General features: G+C 73.2%; 13 protein-coding genes. 6 read left to right on the top strand and 7 right to left on the bottom strand.

Annotated features, from left to right (window positions below):
* Positions 1 to 6: 6 nt before the first annotated feature.
* Genes DQ240_RS01005 through DQ240_RS00980 form a run of 6 tightly spaced genes read right to left on the bottom strand, consistent with a single transcriptional unit; the run spans position 7 to position 6,052 of the window.
* Positions 7 to 1,350 (bottom strand): cysteine desulfurase, encoded by a 1,344-nt coding sequence (locus tag DQ240_RS01005; RefSeq protein WP_233498388.1) that lies wholly within the window; start codon positions 1,348 to 1,350, stop codon positions 7 to 9.
* Positions 1,347 to 2,135 carry a Fe-S cluster assembly ATPase SufC gene (sufC, locus tag DQ240_RS01000; RefSeq protein WP_113837770.1) on the bottom strand — a complete coding sequence of 263 codons (789 nt, stop codon included), beginning with the start codon at positions 2,133 to 2,135 and terminating at the stop codon, positions 1,347 to 1,349. The genes DQ240_RS01005 and sufC overlap by 4 nt, the downstream gene beginning before the upstream one ends.
* Before the next feature lie 14 nt (positions 2,136 to 2,149).
* Positions 2,150 to 2,488, bottom strand: a complete 339-nt coding sequence (locus DQ240_RS00995; RefSeq protein ID WP_113837769.1) for a non-heme iron oxygenase ferredoxin subunit — start codon at positions 2,486 to 2,488, stop codon at positions 2,150 to 2,152.
* Entirely contained in the window at positions 2,488 to 3,813 is a 1,326-nt protein-coding gene (sufD, locus tag DQ240_RS00990; protein WP_113837768.1) for a Fe-S cluster assembly protein SufD, read from the bottom strand. The genes DQ240_RS00995 and sufD overlap by 1 nt, the downstream gene beginning before the upstream one ends.
* Positions 3,813 to 5,246: a Fe-S cluster assembly protein SufB gene (gene sufB / locus DQ240_RS00985; RefSeq protein WP_113837767.1), complete on the bottom strand. Its 1,434-nt coding sequence runs from the start codon at positions 5,244 to 5,246 to the stop codon at positions 3,813 to 3,815. Before sufB ends, sufD begins: the two co-directional genes overlap by 1 nt.
* Entirely contained in the window at positions 5,243 to 6,052 is an 810-nt protein-coding gene (locus DQ240_RS00980; RefSeq protein WP_304548189.1) for a metalloregulator ArsR/SmtB family transcription factor, read from the bottom strand. The genes sufB and DQ240_RS00980 overlap by 4 nt, the downstream gene beginning before the upstream one ends.
* A 117-nt stretch (positions 6,053 to 6,169) precedes the next feature.
* Here DQ240_RS00980 and DQ240_RS00975 point away from each other — a divergent pair, with 117 nt between their 5' ends.
* The gene (locus tag DQ240_RS00975) at positions 6,170 to 7,141 is read left to right on the top strand and encodes a heme A synthase (protein ID WP_233498386.1); all 972 of its coding nucleotides are present in this window, start codon (positions 6,170 to 6,172) and stop codon (positions 7,139 to 7,141) included.
* Positions 7,142 to 7,366: 225 nt separating this feature from the next.
* Here the strand turns inward: DQ240_RS00975 and DQ240_RS00970 are convergent, their stop codons facing one another.
* Positions 7,367 to 8,281: a heme o synthase gene (locus DQ240_RS00970; protein WP_113837765.1), complete on the bottom strand. Its 915-nt coding sequence runs from the start codon at positions 8,279 to 8,281 to the stop codon at positions 7,367 to 7,369.
* Positions 8,282 to 8,610: 329 nt separating this feature from the next.
* Between DQ240_RS00970 and tkt the strand changes: the two genes are divergently transcribed.
* From tkt to pgl, 5 genes are read left to right on the top strand one after another with little or no spacing between them, the layout of a single operon-like run.
* Positions 8,611 to 10,830: a transketolase gene (tkt, locus tag DQ240_RS00965; protein ID WP_113837764.1), complete on the top strand. Its 2,220-nt coding sequence runs from the start codon at positions 8,611 to 8,613 to the stop codon at positions 10,828 to 10,830.
* 33 nt (positions 10,831 to 10,863) lie between these two features.
* A complete protein-coding gene (gene tal, locus DQ240_RS00960) occupies positions 10,864 to 11,970 on the top strand; it encodes a transaldolase (protein WP_113837763.1) in 1,107 nt (368 codons plus the stop codon).
* A 43-nt stretch (positions 11,971 to 12,013) separates the two neighbouring features.
* A complete protein-coding gene (gene zwf, locus DQ240_RS00955; protein WP_113837762.1) occupies positions 12,014 to 13,531 on the top strand; it encodes a glucose-6-phosphate dehydrogenase in 1,518 nt (505 codons plus the stop codon).
* Between the two features lie 34 nt (positions 13,532 to 13,565).
* A complete protein-coding gene (locus tag DQ240_RS00950) occupies positions 13,566 to 14,711 on the top strand; it encodes a glucose-6-phosphate dehydrogenase assembly protein OpcA (RefSeq protein WP_113837761.1) in 1,146 nt (381 codons plus the stop codon).
* Positions 14,708 to 15,520, top strand: coding sequence for a 6-phosphogluconolactonase (gene pgl / locus DQ240_RS00945; RefSeq protein WP_113837760.1), 813 nt, complete (start codon positions 14,708 to 14,710; stop codon positions 15,518 to 15,520). The genes DQ240_RS00950 and pgl overlap by 4 nt, the downstream gene beginning before the upstream one ends.
* Positions 15,521 to 15,536: the final 16 nt, after the last annotated feature.

Genomic DNA, 15,536 nt, shown 5'->3' with positions numbered 1-15,536 from the left:
GTGGGATCAGGCCTCCTCGGCAGGCACAACACCGAAGAACTGCTGGGCCTTCCGGATCCCGTCGGCCAGCGCGTCGACGTCGTCGTAGCCGGTGTGCACGTAGAAGGTCGCCCGCGTGGTCGCCGGGACGCCGTAGCGGCGCACCACCGGCCACGCGCAGTGGTGGCCGACCCGGACGGCGATGCCCTGGTCGTCGAGGACCTGGCCGACGTCGTGCGGGTGGATGCCCTCGACGGTGAACGAGATCGCCCCGCCCCGGGCGACGGTGTCCGGCGGGCCGATCACCGTGACGCCGGGGATCTCGGCCAGCTTCTCCAGCGCGTAGGCGGTCAGCGCCTCCTCGTGGGCCAGCACGTTGTCCATGCCCAGCCGCTGCAGGTACTCGACTGCTGCGCCGAGACCGATCACCTGCGCGGTCATCGGGACCCCGGCCTCGAACCGCTGCGGCGGGGGCATGAAGGTGCTGCCCTCCATCCGCACGACCTCGATCATCGAGCCGCCGGTGAGGAACGGCGGCAGCGCGTCGAGCACGTCGTAGCGGCCCCAGAGGACGCCGACCCCGGTGGGCCCGAGCATCTTGTGCCCGGAGAACACGAGGAAGTCCGCGCCGAGCTCGGTGACGTCGACCGGCTGGTGCGGCACCGACTGGGCGCCGTCCACCAGCACCAGGGCGCCCACCTCGTGCGCCCGGGCGATGATCTCCCCGAGCGGGTTGATCGTGCCGAGGATGTTCGACTGCTGGGTGACCGCGACGAGCGTGGTCCGCTCGTTGACCACGGTCGCCAGGTCGGACAGGTCGAGCCGGCCGTCGTCGGTCAGGCCGAGCCAGCGCAGCGTGGCGCCGGTGCGCTCGCACAGCTGCTGCCAGGGCACCAGGTTGGCGTGGTGCTCCATCTCGGTCACGACGATCTCGTCGCCCTGGCCGACGGCGTACCGGCGGAACTCCGGCTCCTTGGCCGTGGCGGCGTTGGAGAGCGCGTAGGCGACCAGGTTGATCGACTCGGTCGAGTTCCGGGTGAAGACGACCTCGTCGGTACGGGCGCCGATGAAGCGCGCGATCGTCTCGCGGGCCTCCTCGTAGGCGCCGGTCGCCTCCTCGGCCAGCTGGTGCGCGCCGCGGTGCGGGGCGGCGTTGACGTTCTCGTAGAACCAGCGCTCGGCGTCCAGGACGCTGCGCGGCTTCTGCGAGGTGGCGCCGGAGTCGAGGTACACCAGCCGCTTCCCGTCGCGCACGGTGCGCGACAGGATCGGGAAGTCCGCCCGGATCGCCTCGACGTCCAGCGGCAGGGGCTTCTGCTGCGCCCCGGAGCCGGGACGCGGTCCGCTCGGGACCTGGGCGACAGCGGTCATGCCTGGGTCGCCTCCGCGACGTCCTTGACGTAGGCCGCGTAGCCCTCGGACTCGAGCTTGTCGGCGAGCTCGGCGCCGCCCTGCTCGACCACCCGGCCGGCGACGAACACGTGCACGAAGTCGGGCTGGATGTACTTGAGGATCCGCGTGTAGTGCGTGATCAGCAGGACGCCGATGTCGCTGTCCTCGCGGGTGCGGTTGACGCCCTCGGAGACGATCCGCAGCGCGTCGACGTCGAGGCCGGAGTCGGTCTCGTCGAGGACGGCGATCTTCGGCTTGAGCAGCCGCATCTGCAGGATCTCGTGGCGCTTCTTCTCACCGCCGGAGAAGCCCTCGTTGACGTTGCGCTCGGCGAAGGCCGGGTCCATCTCCAGGCCGGCCATCTCGGACTTGACGTCCTTGACCCAGGTGCGCAGCTTCGGCGCCTCGCCCTTGACCGCGGTCGCCGCGGTGCGCAGGAAGTTGGACACCGAGACGCCGGGCACCTCGACCGGGTACTGCATGGCCAGGAAGAGGCCGGCGCGGGCGCGCTCGTCGACGCTCATGGCGAGGACGTCCTCGCCGTCGAGGGTCACCGAGCCACCGGTGACGGTGTACTTCGGGTGGCCGGCGATGGAGTAGGCCAGGGTCGACTTGCCCGACCCGTTGGGGCCCATGATCGCGTGGGTCTCGCCCGAGCGGATGGTGAGGTCGACGCCGCGGAGGATCTCCTTGGCAGTGCCTCCGGAAGCGGGGTCGCCCTCGCCGACGCTGACGTGCAGGTCGCGGATCTCGAGCACGGACACTGTTCTCTCGCTCCTCAGTTGCCGATCGGGGTGTCGACGTCGACGAACACGTCGTCGCCGTCCACGCGGACCGGGTAGACGGGGACCGGCTCGGTGGCCGGCAGGTTGGTGGGGCGGCCGCTGGTCAGGTCGAAGCACGACCCGTGCAGCCAGCACTCGATGGTGGGCGCGCCCTTGTACTCCTCGACGTCGCCCTCCGACAGCGGGACCTCGGCGTGCGAGCAGAGGTCCTCGATGGCGAACACCTCGCCCTCGAAGCGGACGACCGCGACGGCCTCGCGACCGTCGAGCTCCACGCGCAGCGCGCCGGGCTCCTTCACGTCGGCCAGCGAGCAGAGGCGGGTGAAGGCCATCAGGCCTCCACGGGCTGCTCGGCGAGCCCCGGGAGCGCGCCGAGGCGGGTCTCGACCGACCCCATGAGCCGGTCCTGCAGCTCCGGGATCCCGATCCGCTGGACGACGTCGGCGAAGAAGCCGCGGACGACCAGGCGGCGCGCGGTCTCGGCGTCGATGCCCCGCGAGCACAGGTAGAACAGCTGCTCGTCGTCGAACCGGCCGGTGGCGCTGGCGTGGCCGGCGCCGACGATCTCGCCGGTCTCGATCTCCAGGTTGGGCACCGAGTCGGCGCGGGCGCCGTCGGTGAGCACCAGGTTGCGGTTCAGCTCGTAGGTCTCGGTGCCCGTGGCGGCCGGGCGGATGCGGACGTCGCCGACCCACACCGTGTGCGCCTCCTCGCCCTGCAGCGCGCCCTTGTAGAGGACGTCGCTGCGGCAGTTCGGCACCGCGTGGTCGACCCAGAGCCGGTGCTCCTGGTGCTGGGTCTCGTCGGCGAAGTACACGCCCGAGAGCTCCGCGGAGCCGCCCGGACCGGCGTACTGCACGTTGCTCACCAGCCGGACGAGGTCACCGCCGAGGGTCACCACGACCTGGCTGACAGAGGCGTCGCGGCCGACGACGGTGTCGTGCTGGCCGGCGTGCACGCTGCCCGGCGCCCAGTCCTGCACCGACACGAGCGTCACCTGGGCGCCGTCCCCGGCGAGCACCGAGACGCCACCGGAGTAGCGGCCGGAGCCGGTGTGGTCGAGGACGACGGTCGCCTTCGCGAACCGGCCGACCTCGACGACGAGCTGGCCCCAGACGACGTCCTCGGAGCCGGTGCCGGTGAGCCGCAGCGTGACCGGGCGGTCCAGCTGCGCCTCGGCCGGGATGCGGACGACGGCCGCTCCCCCGCTGCGCTGCCGGGTGAGGGCGGCCAGCCGGTCGACCGGCTCGGGCAGGCCCTTGAGCAGCGGGTCGCCGGCCTCGACGGTCGTCAGCTCGACGCCGTCGGGCAGGTCGGTCTCCCACTGCGGGTGCACGCCGGTGTCGGTGCCGGCCAGCAGCGGGCGGATCCGGCGCATCGGGGTGAAGCGCCAGTCCTCCTCGCGGCCGGTCGGCTCGCCGAACGCCTCGGGGTCGAGCGAGGTGAACCGCTCGGCCGGGGAGCCGGTCGGGGCGGGCCCGCCGTGGCTGTGCGCGCCGGGCGCCGCCTCACCGGCGGTGCCGGTGCCGGCCGCCGGGGTGGTCGGCGGGCCGGCCTGGGCCCCGACGCCGGGAGCGAACAGCTCGCCGGCGAGCGCCGCGGAGTCGGTCGTGAGGGTGGTCTGGTCGTCCGTACCCGTGTCGTGTGGAACCGACATCAGCCGACGGCACCTTCCATCTGCAGCTCGATGAGGCGGTTGAGCTCGAGGGCGTACTCCATCGGCAGCTCACGGGCGATCGGCTCGACGAAGCCGCGGACCACCATGGCCATGGCCTCGTCCTCGGTCATGCCGCGGCTCATCAGGTAGAAGAGCTGGTCCTCGCTGACGCGGGAGACCGTCGCCTCGTGCCCCATGGAGACGTCGTCCTCGCGGACGTCGACGTAGGGGTAGGTGTCCGAGCGGCTGATCGTGTCGACCAGCAGGGCGTCGCACTTGACGGTCGACTTCGAGCCGTACGCGCCCTCGTCGATCTGCACCAGGCCGCGGTAGGAGGTGCGGCCACCGCCGCGGGCCACCGACTTGCTGATGATGTTCGACGACGTGTGCGGCGCGGCGTGGACCATCTTGGCGCCGGCGTCCTGGTGCTGGCCCTCGCCGGCGAAGGCGATGGAGAGGACCTCGCCCTTGGCGTGCTCGCCGGTCATCCAGACGGCCGGGTACTTCATCGTCACCTTGGAGCCGATGTTGCCGTCGACCCACTCCATGGTCGCGCCCTCGTGGGCGATCGCCCGCTTGGTGACCAGGTTGTAGACGTTGTTCGACCAGTTCTGGATGGTCGTGTACCGGCAGCGGGCGTTCTTCTTGACGATGATCTCGACGACCGCGGAGTGCAGCGAGTCCGACTTGTAGATCGGCGCGGTGCAGCCCTCGACGTAGTGCACGTACGCGCCCTCGTCGATGATCATGAGGGTCCGCTCGAACTGGCCCATGTTCTCGGTGTTGATCCGGAAGTAGGCCTGCAGCGGGATCTCGACGTGGACGCCCTTGGGCACGTAGATGAACGAGCCGCCGGACCACACCGCGGTGTTCAGCGCGGCGAACTTGTTGTCGCCGGCCGGGATCACCGAGCCGAAGTACTCCTTGAAGAGGTCCTCGTGCTCCTTGAGCGCGGTGTCGGTGTCGAGGAACAGGACGCCCTGCTCCTCGAGGTCCTCGCGGATCTTGTGGTAGACGACCTCGGACTCGTACTGGGCCGCGACACCGGCGATCAGCCGCTGCTTCTCGGCCTCCGGGATGCCCAGCTTGTCGTAGGTGTTCTTGATGTCCTCGGGCAGCTCCTCCCACGAGGCCGCCTGGGCCTCGGTGGAGCGCACGAAGTACTTGATGTTCTGGAAGTCGATGCCGGAGAGGTCCGAACCCCAGTCGGGCATGGGCTTGCGGCCGAACAGCTTCAGGGCCTTGAGGCGGCGCTCGAGCATCCACTCGGGCTCGTTCTTGCGCCGCGAGATGTCGCGGACGACGTCCTCGTTCAGGCCGCGCTTGGCCGAGGACCCGGCGACGTCGGCGTCGGCCCAGCCGTACTGGTAACGGCCGAGCTGGTCGATCTGCTCGTCCTGGGTCAGCGGCACGGGCTGCTGGGTGCTGGTCATGCGGGCGTCCTCTCCCGGTGGGTCTGGGTGGGGCTGGTGGACGGTGCGGCGATCGCTGCGCGCGGCGCTCTCGACTCACCAGGTACAGGGCGTGCGGAGGTCGTTCTGTTCCCCGCGCGGGTGTGGCCCGCGACGCCCCGGAGGGCGGCCGCGGGGCGGGGACCCGGGATGTGCGTGGTGCACACCCCGTCGCCGTGGGCGATCGTGGCCAGCCGCTGCACGTGGGTGCCGACGAGCCGGCCGATGACGGCGGTCTCGGCCTCGCACAGCTGGGGGAACTCCGCCGCCACGTGCGCCACCGGGCAGTGGTGCTGGCAGAGCTGGCCCCCGCCGGCGATGGTCGAGGCCGCGGCAGCGTAGCCCTCGGCGGTCAGGGCGGTGGCGAGCGCCTGGGCGCGGTCCACCGGGGCGTCACCGCTGCCGGCGGTCGCCTGCTCCACCGCCGTCGAGCAGCGCTGCTCCAGGCCCGACAGCTGCGCCTCGGCGACGACGCGCACGGCCTCGGGCCCCTGCGAGCTGGCGATGTGCCGCAGCGCGGTGAGGGCGAGGTCGTCGTAGGCGTGCGGGAACGTCGAGCGGCCGACGTCGGTCAGGTGGTACTGCCGCGCGGGGCGACCGCGGCCACGCCGGGTCCCCGGAGCCTGCCGCTCCTCGACCCGGCCGGTGCCGAGCAGGGCGTCCAGGTGCCGGCGGACGGCGGCGGGCGAGACGCCGAGACGCCCTGCCAGCTCGCTGGCCGTCTGCGGGCCGTGCTCGAGCAGCAGGGCCGTCACGCGGTGCCGCGTGCTCCGGTCCTCGCTTTCCACAACACGAGTGTGACCTATTTCGGGGACCCCGCAACCAAGGTCGGCCTAACCCGCAGCGTGACGTCCGTCCTGCTCGTGACGGACCTCACGCGCCGGTGCACCGCCTAGCATCGGAGCGTGCCGGTCCTGCCCGCCTCGCTCGCCTCCCGCTCGTTCAGCGCCCGGACGATCTCCCGGGTGGCCCTGGCCAACGCCGTGGCCAACGGGCTCATCGTCGTCACCGGTGGCGCGGTCCGCCTCACCGGCTCGGGCCTCGGCTGCCCGACGTGGCCCAACTGCACCGACGCGAGCTTCGTGCCCACCGAGGAGCTCGCCGGGCACGGGCTGATCGAGTTCGGCAACCGCACGCTCACCGGCGTCCTCGCCCTGATCGCCCTCGCCACCCTGGTCGTGGTGTTCCGCTCCCCGCGGCGGGACCTGCGCCCGCTCGCCGTCCTCGGCTTCCTGGGCATCCCGGTGCAGGCGGCGCTGGGCGGCGTCACCGTCCTGACCGGCCTGAACCCGTGGACCGTCGCGGCGCACTTCCTGCTGTCGGCGGTCCTCGTGGCGCTGATGACCGTGCTGTGGCTGCGCAGCCGCGAGCCCGGCGTGGGCCAGCTCCTGGTCCGCCGGCCGTTCGCGCTGCTGGTCACCGGCATCGCCGCGACCACGGCCGCCGTCCTGGTCCTCGGCACGATCGTGACCGGCAGCGGGCCGCACAGCGGTGACCTGCAGGAGGACGCCGACGGCGAGCTGCGTGTCGACCGGATGGGCTTCGACCCGGAGCTGGTGAGCCAGCTGCACGCCGACGTGGTGTTCCTGCTCGTCGGGCTGACGGTGGCGCTGCTCGTGGCGCTGTACGCGACGGACACCGCCGGCCGCACCCGCCGGGCCGCGCGGGACCTGCTCGTCGTCGTCCTGCTGCAGGGCGTGGTCGGCTACGTGCAGTACTTCCTGCACCTGCCCGCCGTCCTCGTGCTGGTGCACATGCTGGGCGCGGTGCTGGTCACCGCCTACACCGCGCGGCTGGTGTGGTCGGTCCGCGGCCCGGCCTCGGAGCTGCCCCTCGAGCAGCAGCCCGCCCGCGACGAGGTCCCCGCCTCCCGCTGATCGGGCGCACGGCACGAGCACCGTGCGCCCAGTGCCCGTTCCCGAGGCGGAACGGGCCCTCCCGGCACACTGCCCGTGGTCGGGACGGTCGAGCCGAGCCGGGGACGGCAGTCAGCCGGGGTGGCGCGGTCGCGGGGTCCGGAGGGTCCCCGACCGGGACACGGGCAACGGCTCAGCGCACCAGGGGCACGGCACGTGGTCGCGGTGCGGTCCGGAGGACCGCAGTCAGAGCAGCACGTCGATCGCGATCGCGATCGAGAGCAGCGTCATGTGCGTGATCGAGACCGTGAACAGCCGCATCGGCCGGTCGGGGACGGCGCTGCGGATCCGGTCCAGCCACTGGTGGGACTCCACGACGTACCAGGCGCCCAGCGCGCCCCCGCCGATGGCGAACGCCCAGCCGAGCACCGGGGTGATCGACCCCATGAGCAGGGTGGCGCCGAGCGTGGCCCAGGCCCAGGCGACCGACTGCCGGCCGACGCTCTCCGGTCCGGCGACCACCGAGAGCATCGGGACGCCGGCGCGGGCGTAGTCCTCGCGGAAGCGGCTGGCCAGCGCCCAGAAGTGCGGCATCTGCCAGCAGAAGACGATCGCGAAGAAGAGGACCGCCGGCCAGTCCAGCGACCCGGTCACCGCGGCCCAGCCGATGAGCACCGGCGCGGCGCCGGGGAAGGCGCCGAAGACGGTGTTGTGCCGGGTCCGCCGCTTCAGCACCATCGTGTAGACGACGGAGTAGGCGAGGATCGCCACCGCGGCCAGCCAGGTGGCCAGCGGCGTGGTCTCGATCCACAGGATGGCCAGGGACGCCGCCGCCAGCACGAGCCCGAAGACCAGCGCGGCGGTCGGCGAGACCGCACCCGAGGGGATCGGCCGGTTCACCGTGCGGGACATCAGCCGGTCGATGTCGCGGTCGTACCAGCAGTTGAAGGTGTTCGCGGCGCCGGCGGCGAGCATCCCGCCCACCATGGTGGCGATCACCAGCCGCCAGGACGGCCAGCCGTCGGCGGCGAGCATCATCGCCGGCAGCGTCGTGACGAGCAGAAGCTCCACGAGCTTGGGCTTGGTCAGCGCGACGTAGGCGCCGACGACGGCGGAGAGCCGGCGGGCCGCGACGGCGGGACGCTCGGAGACGGCCGTCACCGGAGGACCTCCCGAACGGTGGGGTGCACCGGGGACCGAGACAGCACGGCGTCCCTTCCGGCCGGTGGTCGAACGCAGCCACTGTAGCCCGCGCCCGTCCGGGGCCCGGGCACCGATGACTAGGGTCGGACAGGTTGGTGCTGCGCGCGCAGCGGGTAGGGCCGGGTCGCGACGAGGGAGTCGACGACGGCGCTGTCGTCGGTCCGGCGTCGGGGCCGCGGCCCGGTTCGGCCGGCCGCCGCGCACCCGCACCGCACACCGCCCGCCGCCCGGGCTCGGTCCTCCCGACCCGGCGCGAGTAACCGGCCGACCGAGGGAGCACCGCCACGATGACAGGCGACACGAAGAGCACGGCCGCCGAGGCCCCCGCCGAGGCCGCGACCGACAGCCCCACCGGGGACCCGCGCCAGCCCCGGCCGACGCTGCCCGAGGGCTTCGGCGACCTGGACCGCCGCGCCATCGACACCGCCCGCGTCCTGGCCATGGACGCCGTCCAGAAGGTGGGCAACGGCCACCCGGGCACGGCGATGAGCATGGCGCCCACGGCCTACCTGCTGTTCCACAAGTGGCTGCGGCACGACCCGTCGGACCCGAACTGGGTGGCGCGCGACCGCTTCGTCCTGTCGATGGGGCACTCGAGCCTGACGCTGTACGTGCAGCTGTTCCTCGCCGGCTACGGCCTCGAGCTCGACGACCTGCGCGCTCTCCGCACATGGGGCTCCAAGACCCCCGGCCACCCCGAGGTCAACCACACCCCCGGCGTCGAGACCACCACCGGTCCGCTGGGCCAGGGTGTCGGCAACGCGGTCGGCATGGCGATGGCCGCCCGCCGGGAACGCGGCCTGTTCGACCCCGACGCCCCCGAGGGCGAGAGCCTCTTCGACCACACCATCTGGGCGTTCTGCTCCGACGGTGACCTGGAGGAGGGCGTCAGCGCGGAGGCCTCCTCCCTGGCCGGCACGCAGAAGCTGGGCAACCTCGTCCTCGTCTACGACGACAACAAGATCTCGATCGAGGACGACACGACCGTCGCCTTCACCGAGGACGTCGGCAAGCGCTACGAGGCCTACGGCTGGCACGTGCAGCACGTCGACGACGGCGAGGACCTGGCCGCGCTCGACGCCGCGTTCGCCGCCGCCAAGGCCGAGACCGCGCGGCCGTCGATCATCGTGCTGCGGACGATCATCGGCTGGCCCGCCCCGAACAAGCAGAACACCGGCGCCGCGCACGGCTCGGCGCTCGGCGAGGACGAGGTCCGCGCCACCAAGGAGGTCCTCGGCTTCGACCCGGAGCAGACCTTCGAGGTGGACGGCGAGGTGCTGGCCCACGCCCGCTCGGTCGTCGAGACCGGCCGGCAGGCGCACGCCGAGTGGCAGGAGCGGTTCGACGCCTGGGCGCAGGCGAACCCGGAGCGCGCCGCGCTGCTGGACCGGATGCGCGAGCGCCGGCTGCCCGAGGGCTTCGCCGCCGACCTGCCGACCTACCCGGCCGACGACAAGGGCGTCGCCACCCGCAAGGCCAGCGGCAAGGCGCTCGCGGCGCTGTACCCGGCCCTGCCGGAGCTGTGGGGCGGCTCGGCCGACCTCGCGGAGAGCAACAACACCGCGGTCGAGGGCGAACCGTCGTTCCTGCCGGCCGACCGCCAGACGAAGATGTGGTCCGGCGGCCCCTACGGCCGCACCCTGCACTTCGGCGTCCGCGAGCACGCCATGGGCGCGATCATGAACGGCATCGCGCTGCACGGCGGCACCCGTGTCTACGGCGGCACGTTCCTCACGTTCTCCGACTACATGCGCGGCGCGGTCCGGCTGGCCGCGCTCATGCAGCTGCCGGTCACCTACGTGTGGACGCACGACTCCATCGGCCTCGGCGAGGACGGCCCGACGCACCAGCCGATCGAGCACTTCGCCGCACTGCGGGCCATCCCCGGCCTGGACGTCGTCCGCCCGGCGGACGCCAACGAGGCCTCGGTGGCCTGGCGCACGATCCTGGAGAACAACGACCGCCCCGCCGGCCTGCTGCTCTCCCGGCAGAACCTGCCGGTGTTCGACCGCGAGCGGTTCGGCTCGGCCGAGGGGACGGCGCGTGGCGCCTACGTCCTGGCCGACGCGTCGGACGGCAGCCCGCAGGTCATCCTGCTCGGCACCGGCTCCGAGGTGCAGATCGCGATGGCCGCGCGCGAGCGGCTCGAGGCCGACGGCGTGCCGACGCGGGTGGTCTCGGTCCCCTGCGTCGAGTGGTTCGCCGACCAGGACCAGGCGTACAAGGACGAGGTCCTGCCGCCCACGGTGCGCGCGCGGGTGAGCGTCGAGGCCGGCGTCCCGCTGGGCTGGCGCGAGTTCGTCGGCGACGCCGGCCGGATCGTGGGCCTGACCCACTACGGCGCGAGCGCCGCCTACTCGGTCCTCTACGAGGAGTTCGGCCTGACCGACGAGGCCGTCGTCGCCGCGGCGCGCGAGAGCATCGAGGCCGCCGCGAGCGGGAACGCCGTGCCCGCCGGGCCGGTTGCAGCCACCGGGGGACTCCCCCACCCCACCGGCGACCGCTGAGCGGCCGCCACCACCGATCGGAAGGCATCTGTCATGGCACAGAACGAGAACCTCGCCGAGCTGTCGGAGGCCGGGGTCGCCGTGTGGCTCGACGACCTGTCGCGAGACCGCATCCGGAGCGGGAACCTGCAGGCGCTGGTCGACGAGCACAGCGTCGTGGGCGTCACCACGAACCCGACCATCTTCGCTGCGGCGATCAGCGGGTCGGAGTCCTACGACGACCAGCTGCACGCCCTCGCGGTGCGCAGCGTGAGCGTCGAGGAGGCGCTGCGGACCATCACCGCCGCGGACGTCCGCGACGCCTGCGACCTGCTGGCCCCCGTCGCCGCCAACCGGCCCGGTGACGGGCGGGTGTCGCTGGAGGTCGCGCCCGGCCTGGCCCACCACACCGACGCCACCGCGGCCGAGGCCGCGCACCTGTGGTGGCTGGTCGACCGGCCGAACCTCTACATCAAGATCCCGGCGACGGAGGAGGGCCTGCCGGCCATCCGGACGTCGATCTCGCGCGGCATCAGTGTCAACGTCACCTTGATCTTCAGCCCCGAGCGCTACCGCGCGGTCATGGACGCCTACCTGGGCGGGCTCGAGGACCGCCTGGCCGAGGAGCCCGACGCCGACCTCTCCGGCATCGCCTCCGTCGCGTCGTTCTTCGTGTCCCGCGTCGACACCGAGATCGACAAGCGGCTCGACAAGGCAGGCGCCGACGCCTCGCTCAAGAACAGGGCCGGCGTCGCCAACGCCCAGCTGGCCTACCAAGCCTACGAGGAGGTGTTCTCCTCCGACCGCTGGAAGGCGCTGGAGGCCAAGGGCGCCCGCCCGCAGCGGCCGCTGTGGGCCTCGACCGGCGTCAAGAACCCGGAGCTCCCGGACACGCTCTACATCAGCGAGCTCATCGCGCCCGGCACCGTGAACACGATGCCGGAGAAGACCCTCAAGGCCTACGCCGACCACGGCACGCCCGGCACCCCGGTGCAGAAGGCCTACGACGACGCGGCCGCGGTCATGCAGTCGGTCCGCGACGCCGGGGTCGACCTGGACGACGTCTTCCGCGTGCTCGAGGACGAGGGCGTGCAGAAGTTCGTCGACTCCTGGGACGAGCTGACCGCGTCGGTGAAGAGCGAGCTCGAGGACAAGAAGTAGCCGCAGCTCCCCCGCGTCCCTCCAGCCCCCGAGGACGGAACCCTTGATCGTCAACCCGCTGCGCGACCCTCGGGATCGGCGGCTGCCCCGCGTTCCGGACCCGTGCGCGCTGGTCGTCTTCGGCATCACCGGCGACCTCGCCCGCAAGAAGCTGCTGCCCGCGGTGTACGACCTGGCCAACCGCGGGCTGCTGCCGACCAACTTCGCGCTGCTGGGCTTCGCCCGCCGGGACTGGGGTGACCAGGACTTCGCCGAGCTCGCCCGCGACGCGGCCCGCAAGGCCGCCCGCACCCCGTGGCGCGAGGAGGTCTGGGAGCGGCTGGCCGGCAGCGTCCACTTCGTGCAGGGGTCCTTCGACGACGACAACGCCTTCGACGAGCTGGCCGCCGCGCTCGCCGACCTGGAGAGCAGCCACGGCATCGGCGGCAACGCGGCGTTCTACCTGTCGATCCCGCCGGCCATGTTCCCGGTGGTGCTGAAGCAGATGCAGCGCACCGGCATGGCCGAGAGCACGCCGGACCGCTGGCGGCGGGTCGTCGTCGAGAAGCCGTTCGGCACCGACCTGGCGTCCAGCCGGGAGCTCAACGAGCTGGTGGACTCGGTCTTCAGCGCCGAGGACGTCTTCCGCATCGACCACTACCTGGGCAAGGAGACCGTCCAGAACCTGATGGCGCTGCGGTTCGCCAACAGCCTGTTCGAGCCGATCTGGAACGGCCACCACGTGGACTCCGTGCAGATCACCATGGCCGAGGACGTCGGGATCGGCGGGCGGGCCGGCTTCTACGAGAAGACCGGCGCGGCCCGCGACGTGCTCCAGAACCACCTGCTGCAGCTGCTCGCCCTGACCGCCATGGAGGAGCCGGTCGAGTTCTCCGCCGAGGAGATCCGTACCGAGAAGCTCAAGGTGCTGCGGGCCATCTCGCTGCCCGAGGACCTGCCGACCGCCGCCATCCGCGGGCAGTACGAGCAGGGCTGGCTGGCCGGCCAGCGGGCACAGGGCTACCGCCAGGAGGAGGGCGTCGACCCGGAGTCCACGACCGAGACCTACGCCGCCGTCCGCCTCGGCGTGGAGACCCGCCGCTGGGCCGGGGTGCCGTTCTACCTGCGCACCGGCAAGCGGCTCCCCCGCCGGGTCACCGAGATCGCGCTGGTCTTCAAGCGGGCGCCGCACCTGCCCTTCGCCGACACCGACACCGAGGAGCTGGGCAACAACCAGCTCGTCGTGCGGGTGCAGCCCGACGAGGGGGTCACCCTCAAGTTCGGGTCGAAGGTGCCGGGCAGCGTGATGGAGGTCCGGGACGTCTCCATGGACTTCCTCTACGGCGAGCAGTTCACCGAGGCCAGCCCCGAGGCCTACGAGCGGCTGCTCCTCGACGTCCTGCTGGGCGACGCGACGCTGTTCCCCCGCAACGCCGAGGTCGAGGCCTCCTGGGCGGTGATCGACCCGCTCGAGCAGTTCTGGGCCGGGAGCAGTCCGCACCCGTACCGGGCCGGGGAGTGGGGACCCCGCGCCGCCGACGAGATGCTGGCCGCCGAGGGCCGGCGGTGGCGTCGACCGTGACCGCCGACCGCCCGACCCCCGCCGAGGAGATCGCATGACCACCCTCTGGGACACCACCGGCTCGGCCGTCGTCAAGGAGCTGGCCGCCCAGCGGCGCACCGGCGGTGCGGTGCTCTCCGGAGTCGCCCTGACCCTGGTCGTCGTCGCCGACGAGGACCGCGTCGCCGAGGCCGAGGAGGCGGCGACCGCAGCCGCGGAGCAGCACCCCTGCCGGATCCTGCTCGTCGTCCGTCGGCAGATCGAGGCGCCGGTGCCGCGGCTGGACGCCGAGGTGCTGATCGGCGGCAGGCTGGGCCCGGGCGAGGCGGTCGTCATGCGGATGTACGGCCGCCTCGCGCTGCACGCCGAGTCCGTCGTCCTGCCGCTGCTGGCCGCCGACGCGCCCGTCGTCGCCTGGTGGCACGCGCCGGCGCCGGAGCGACTGCAGACCGATGCGCTGGCCGTGATCGCCGACCGCCGGATCACCGACAGCTCGATCGCCGAGGACCACCTGGCCGCGCTGCGCACCCGGGCCAACGACTACGCCCCCGGCGACACCGACCTCGCGTGGACCCGCACCACCGCCTGGCGGTCGGCCCTGGCCTCCACGCTCGACGCCGTCTCCGGACGGCGGGGCGACTCCGTGCGGGTGCAGGGCGGCCGGGTCGAGGGCGATCCCGGCAACGCCTCGGCCCGCCTGCTGGCCGGGTGGCTCACCTCGCGGTGCGGGTGCGAGGTCGAGGTCGTCGAGGGCGACCGCCGCCCCGGGCCCAGCGGTGTGGGCGCCGTCCTCCTGCAGCTGGACCAGGACGAGGAGGTGACGGTGCGCGCCGACCGCCACGGTGGCGCCCTGCTCACTCAGCCGTACCGGCCCGACACCAAGGTGGCCCTTCCCGACCGGCCGCTGGGCGACCTGCTGGGCGAGGAGCTGCGGCGGCTGGACCCCGACGAGCCCTATGCCGAGGCGCTCGAGGCGGCCACCGGCGTGCAGGGGCTGGCCGCCCGCTCCGCCGAGCGCGAGCACGTGTGGTTCGACCCCGCCCGCCCGGACGACGGGGACGACCGCCGCCGGACCGAGGGCGACGGCGCGGCGGCCGATGCGCCCACCGTGCCGGGTGACTCCGTCGGCACCGACGACGTCGCGCTGAACGGGGAGCGCAACGCGGACGAGCCCGCGGACCCCTCCGCACCGGTCGCGTGAGCCTCTCCCCCGGCGACCGCGTCGCCGCCGAGCTCGCCGCCGACGGCCGGCCGGTCGCCGACGTGGTCGTCCAGCCCGACGCCGACGTGCTCGCCCGGGCGGTCGCCTCGGCGCTGGTCGCCCGGCTGGCCGCCGCGCAGGCCGTGCACGGCACCGCCTCGGTGGTCCTCACCGGCGGCGGGGTCGGGACGGCGGTCCTGCGGCACGTGGCCGGGCTGGCCGCCGAGCCCGGGCCCGGTCAGGACGTCGACTGGTCCGCCGTCGACGTCTGGTGGGGCGACGAGCGCTTCGTGCCGGCCGACGACGCGGAGCGCAACGAGCGCGGAGCGCGCGAGGCGCTGCTCGACCCGGTCGGCGTCCCGGCCGAGCGGGTGCACGCCATGCCGGCCTCCGACGCGGGGTTCGGCACCCCGGAGGAGGCCGCCGACTGGTACGCCGGGCAGCTGGCCGCGGCGGCTCCCGAGGGCTCGTCCCTGCCGCGCTTCGACGTGCTGCTGCTGGGCATGGGACCCGAGGGCCACGTGGCGTCGATCTTCCCCGACTCGCCGGCCGTGCGGGACGAGCGGCCGGTGGTGGCGGTACGCGACTGCCCCAAGCCGCCGCCGACCCGGGTGAGCCTCGGTTTCGCGGCGATCACCGCCGCCGAGGAGGTGTGGCTGGTCGTGTCCGGCGACGGCAAGGCCGAGGCCGTCGCGCGGGCGCTGGACGGCGCTGCGCGCGAGGAGCTACCGGCGGCCGGCGCGCACGGGCGGCGCGCCACCCGCTGGCTGCTCGACGCGGCCGCGGCGAGCCGGCTACCCGGGCGCTAGGTCTTCCGGATCAGCA

The sequence above is a fragment of the Blastococcus sp. TF02A-26 genome, from assembly GCF_003319125.1.
GTDB lineage: Bacteria > Actinomycetota > Actinomycetes > Mycobacteriales > Geodermatophilaceae > Trujillonella.
The sequence above is the reverse complement of the archived record's forward strand: the minus strand, read 5'-3'. Positions and strand labels throughout refer to the sequence as shown.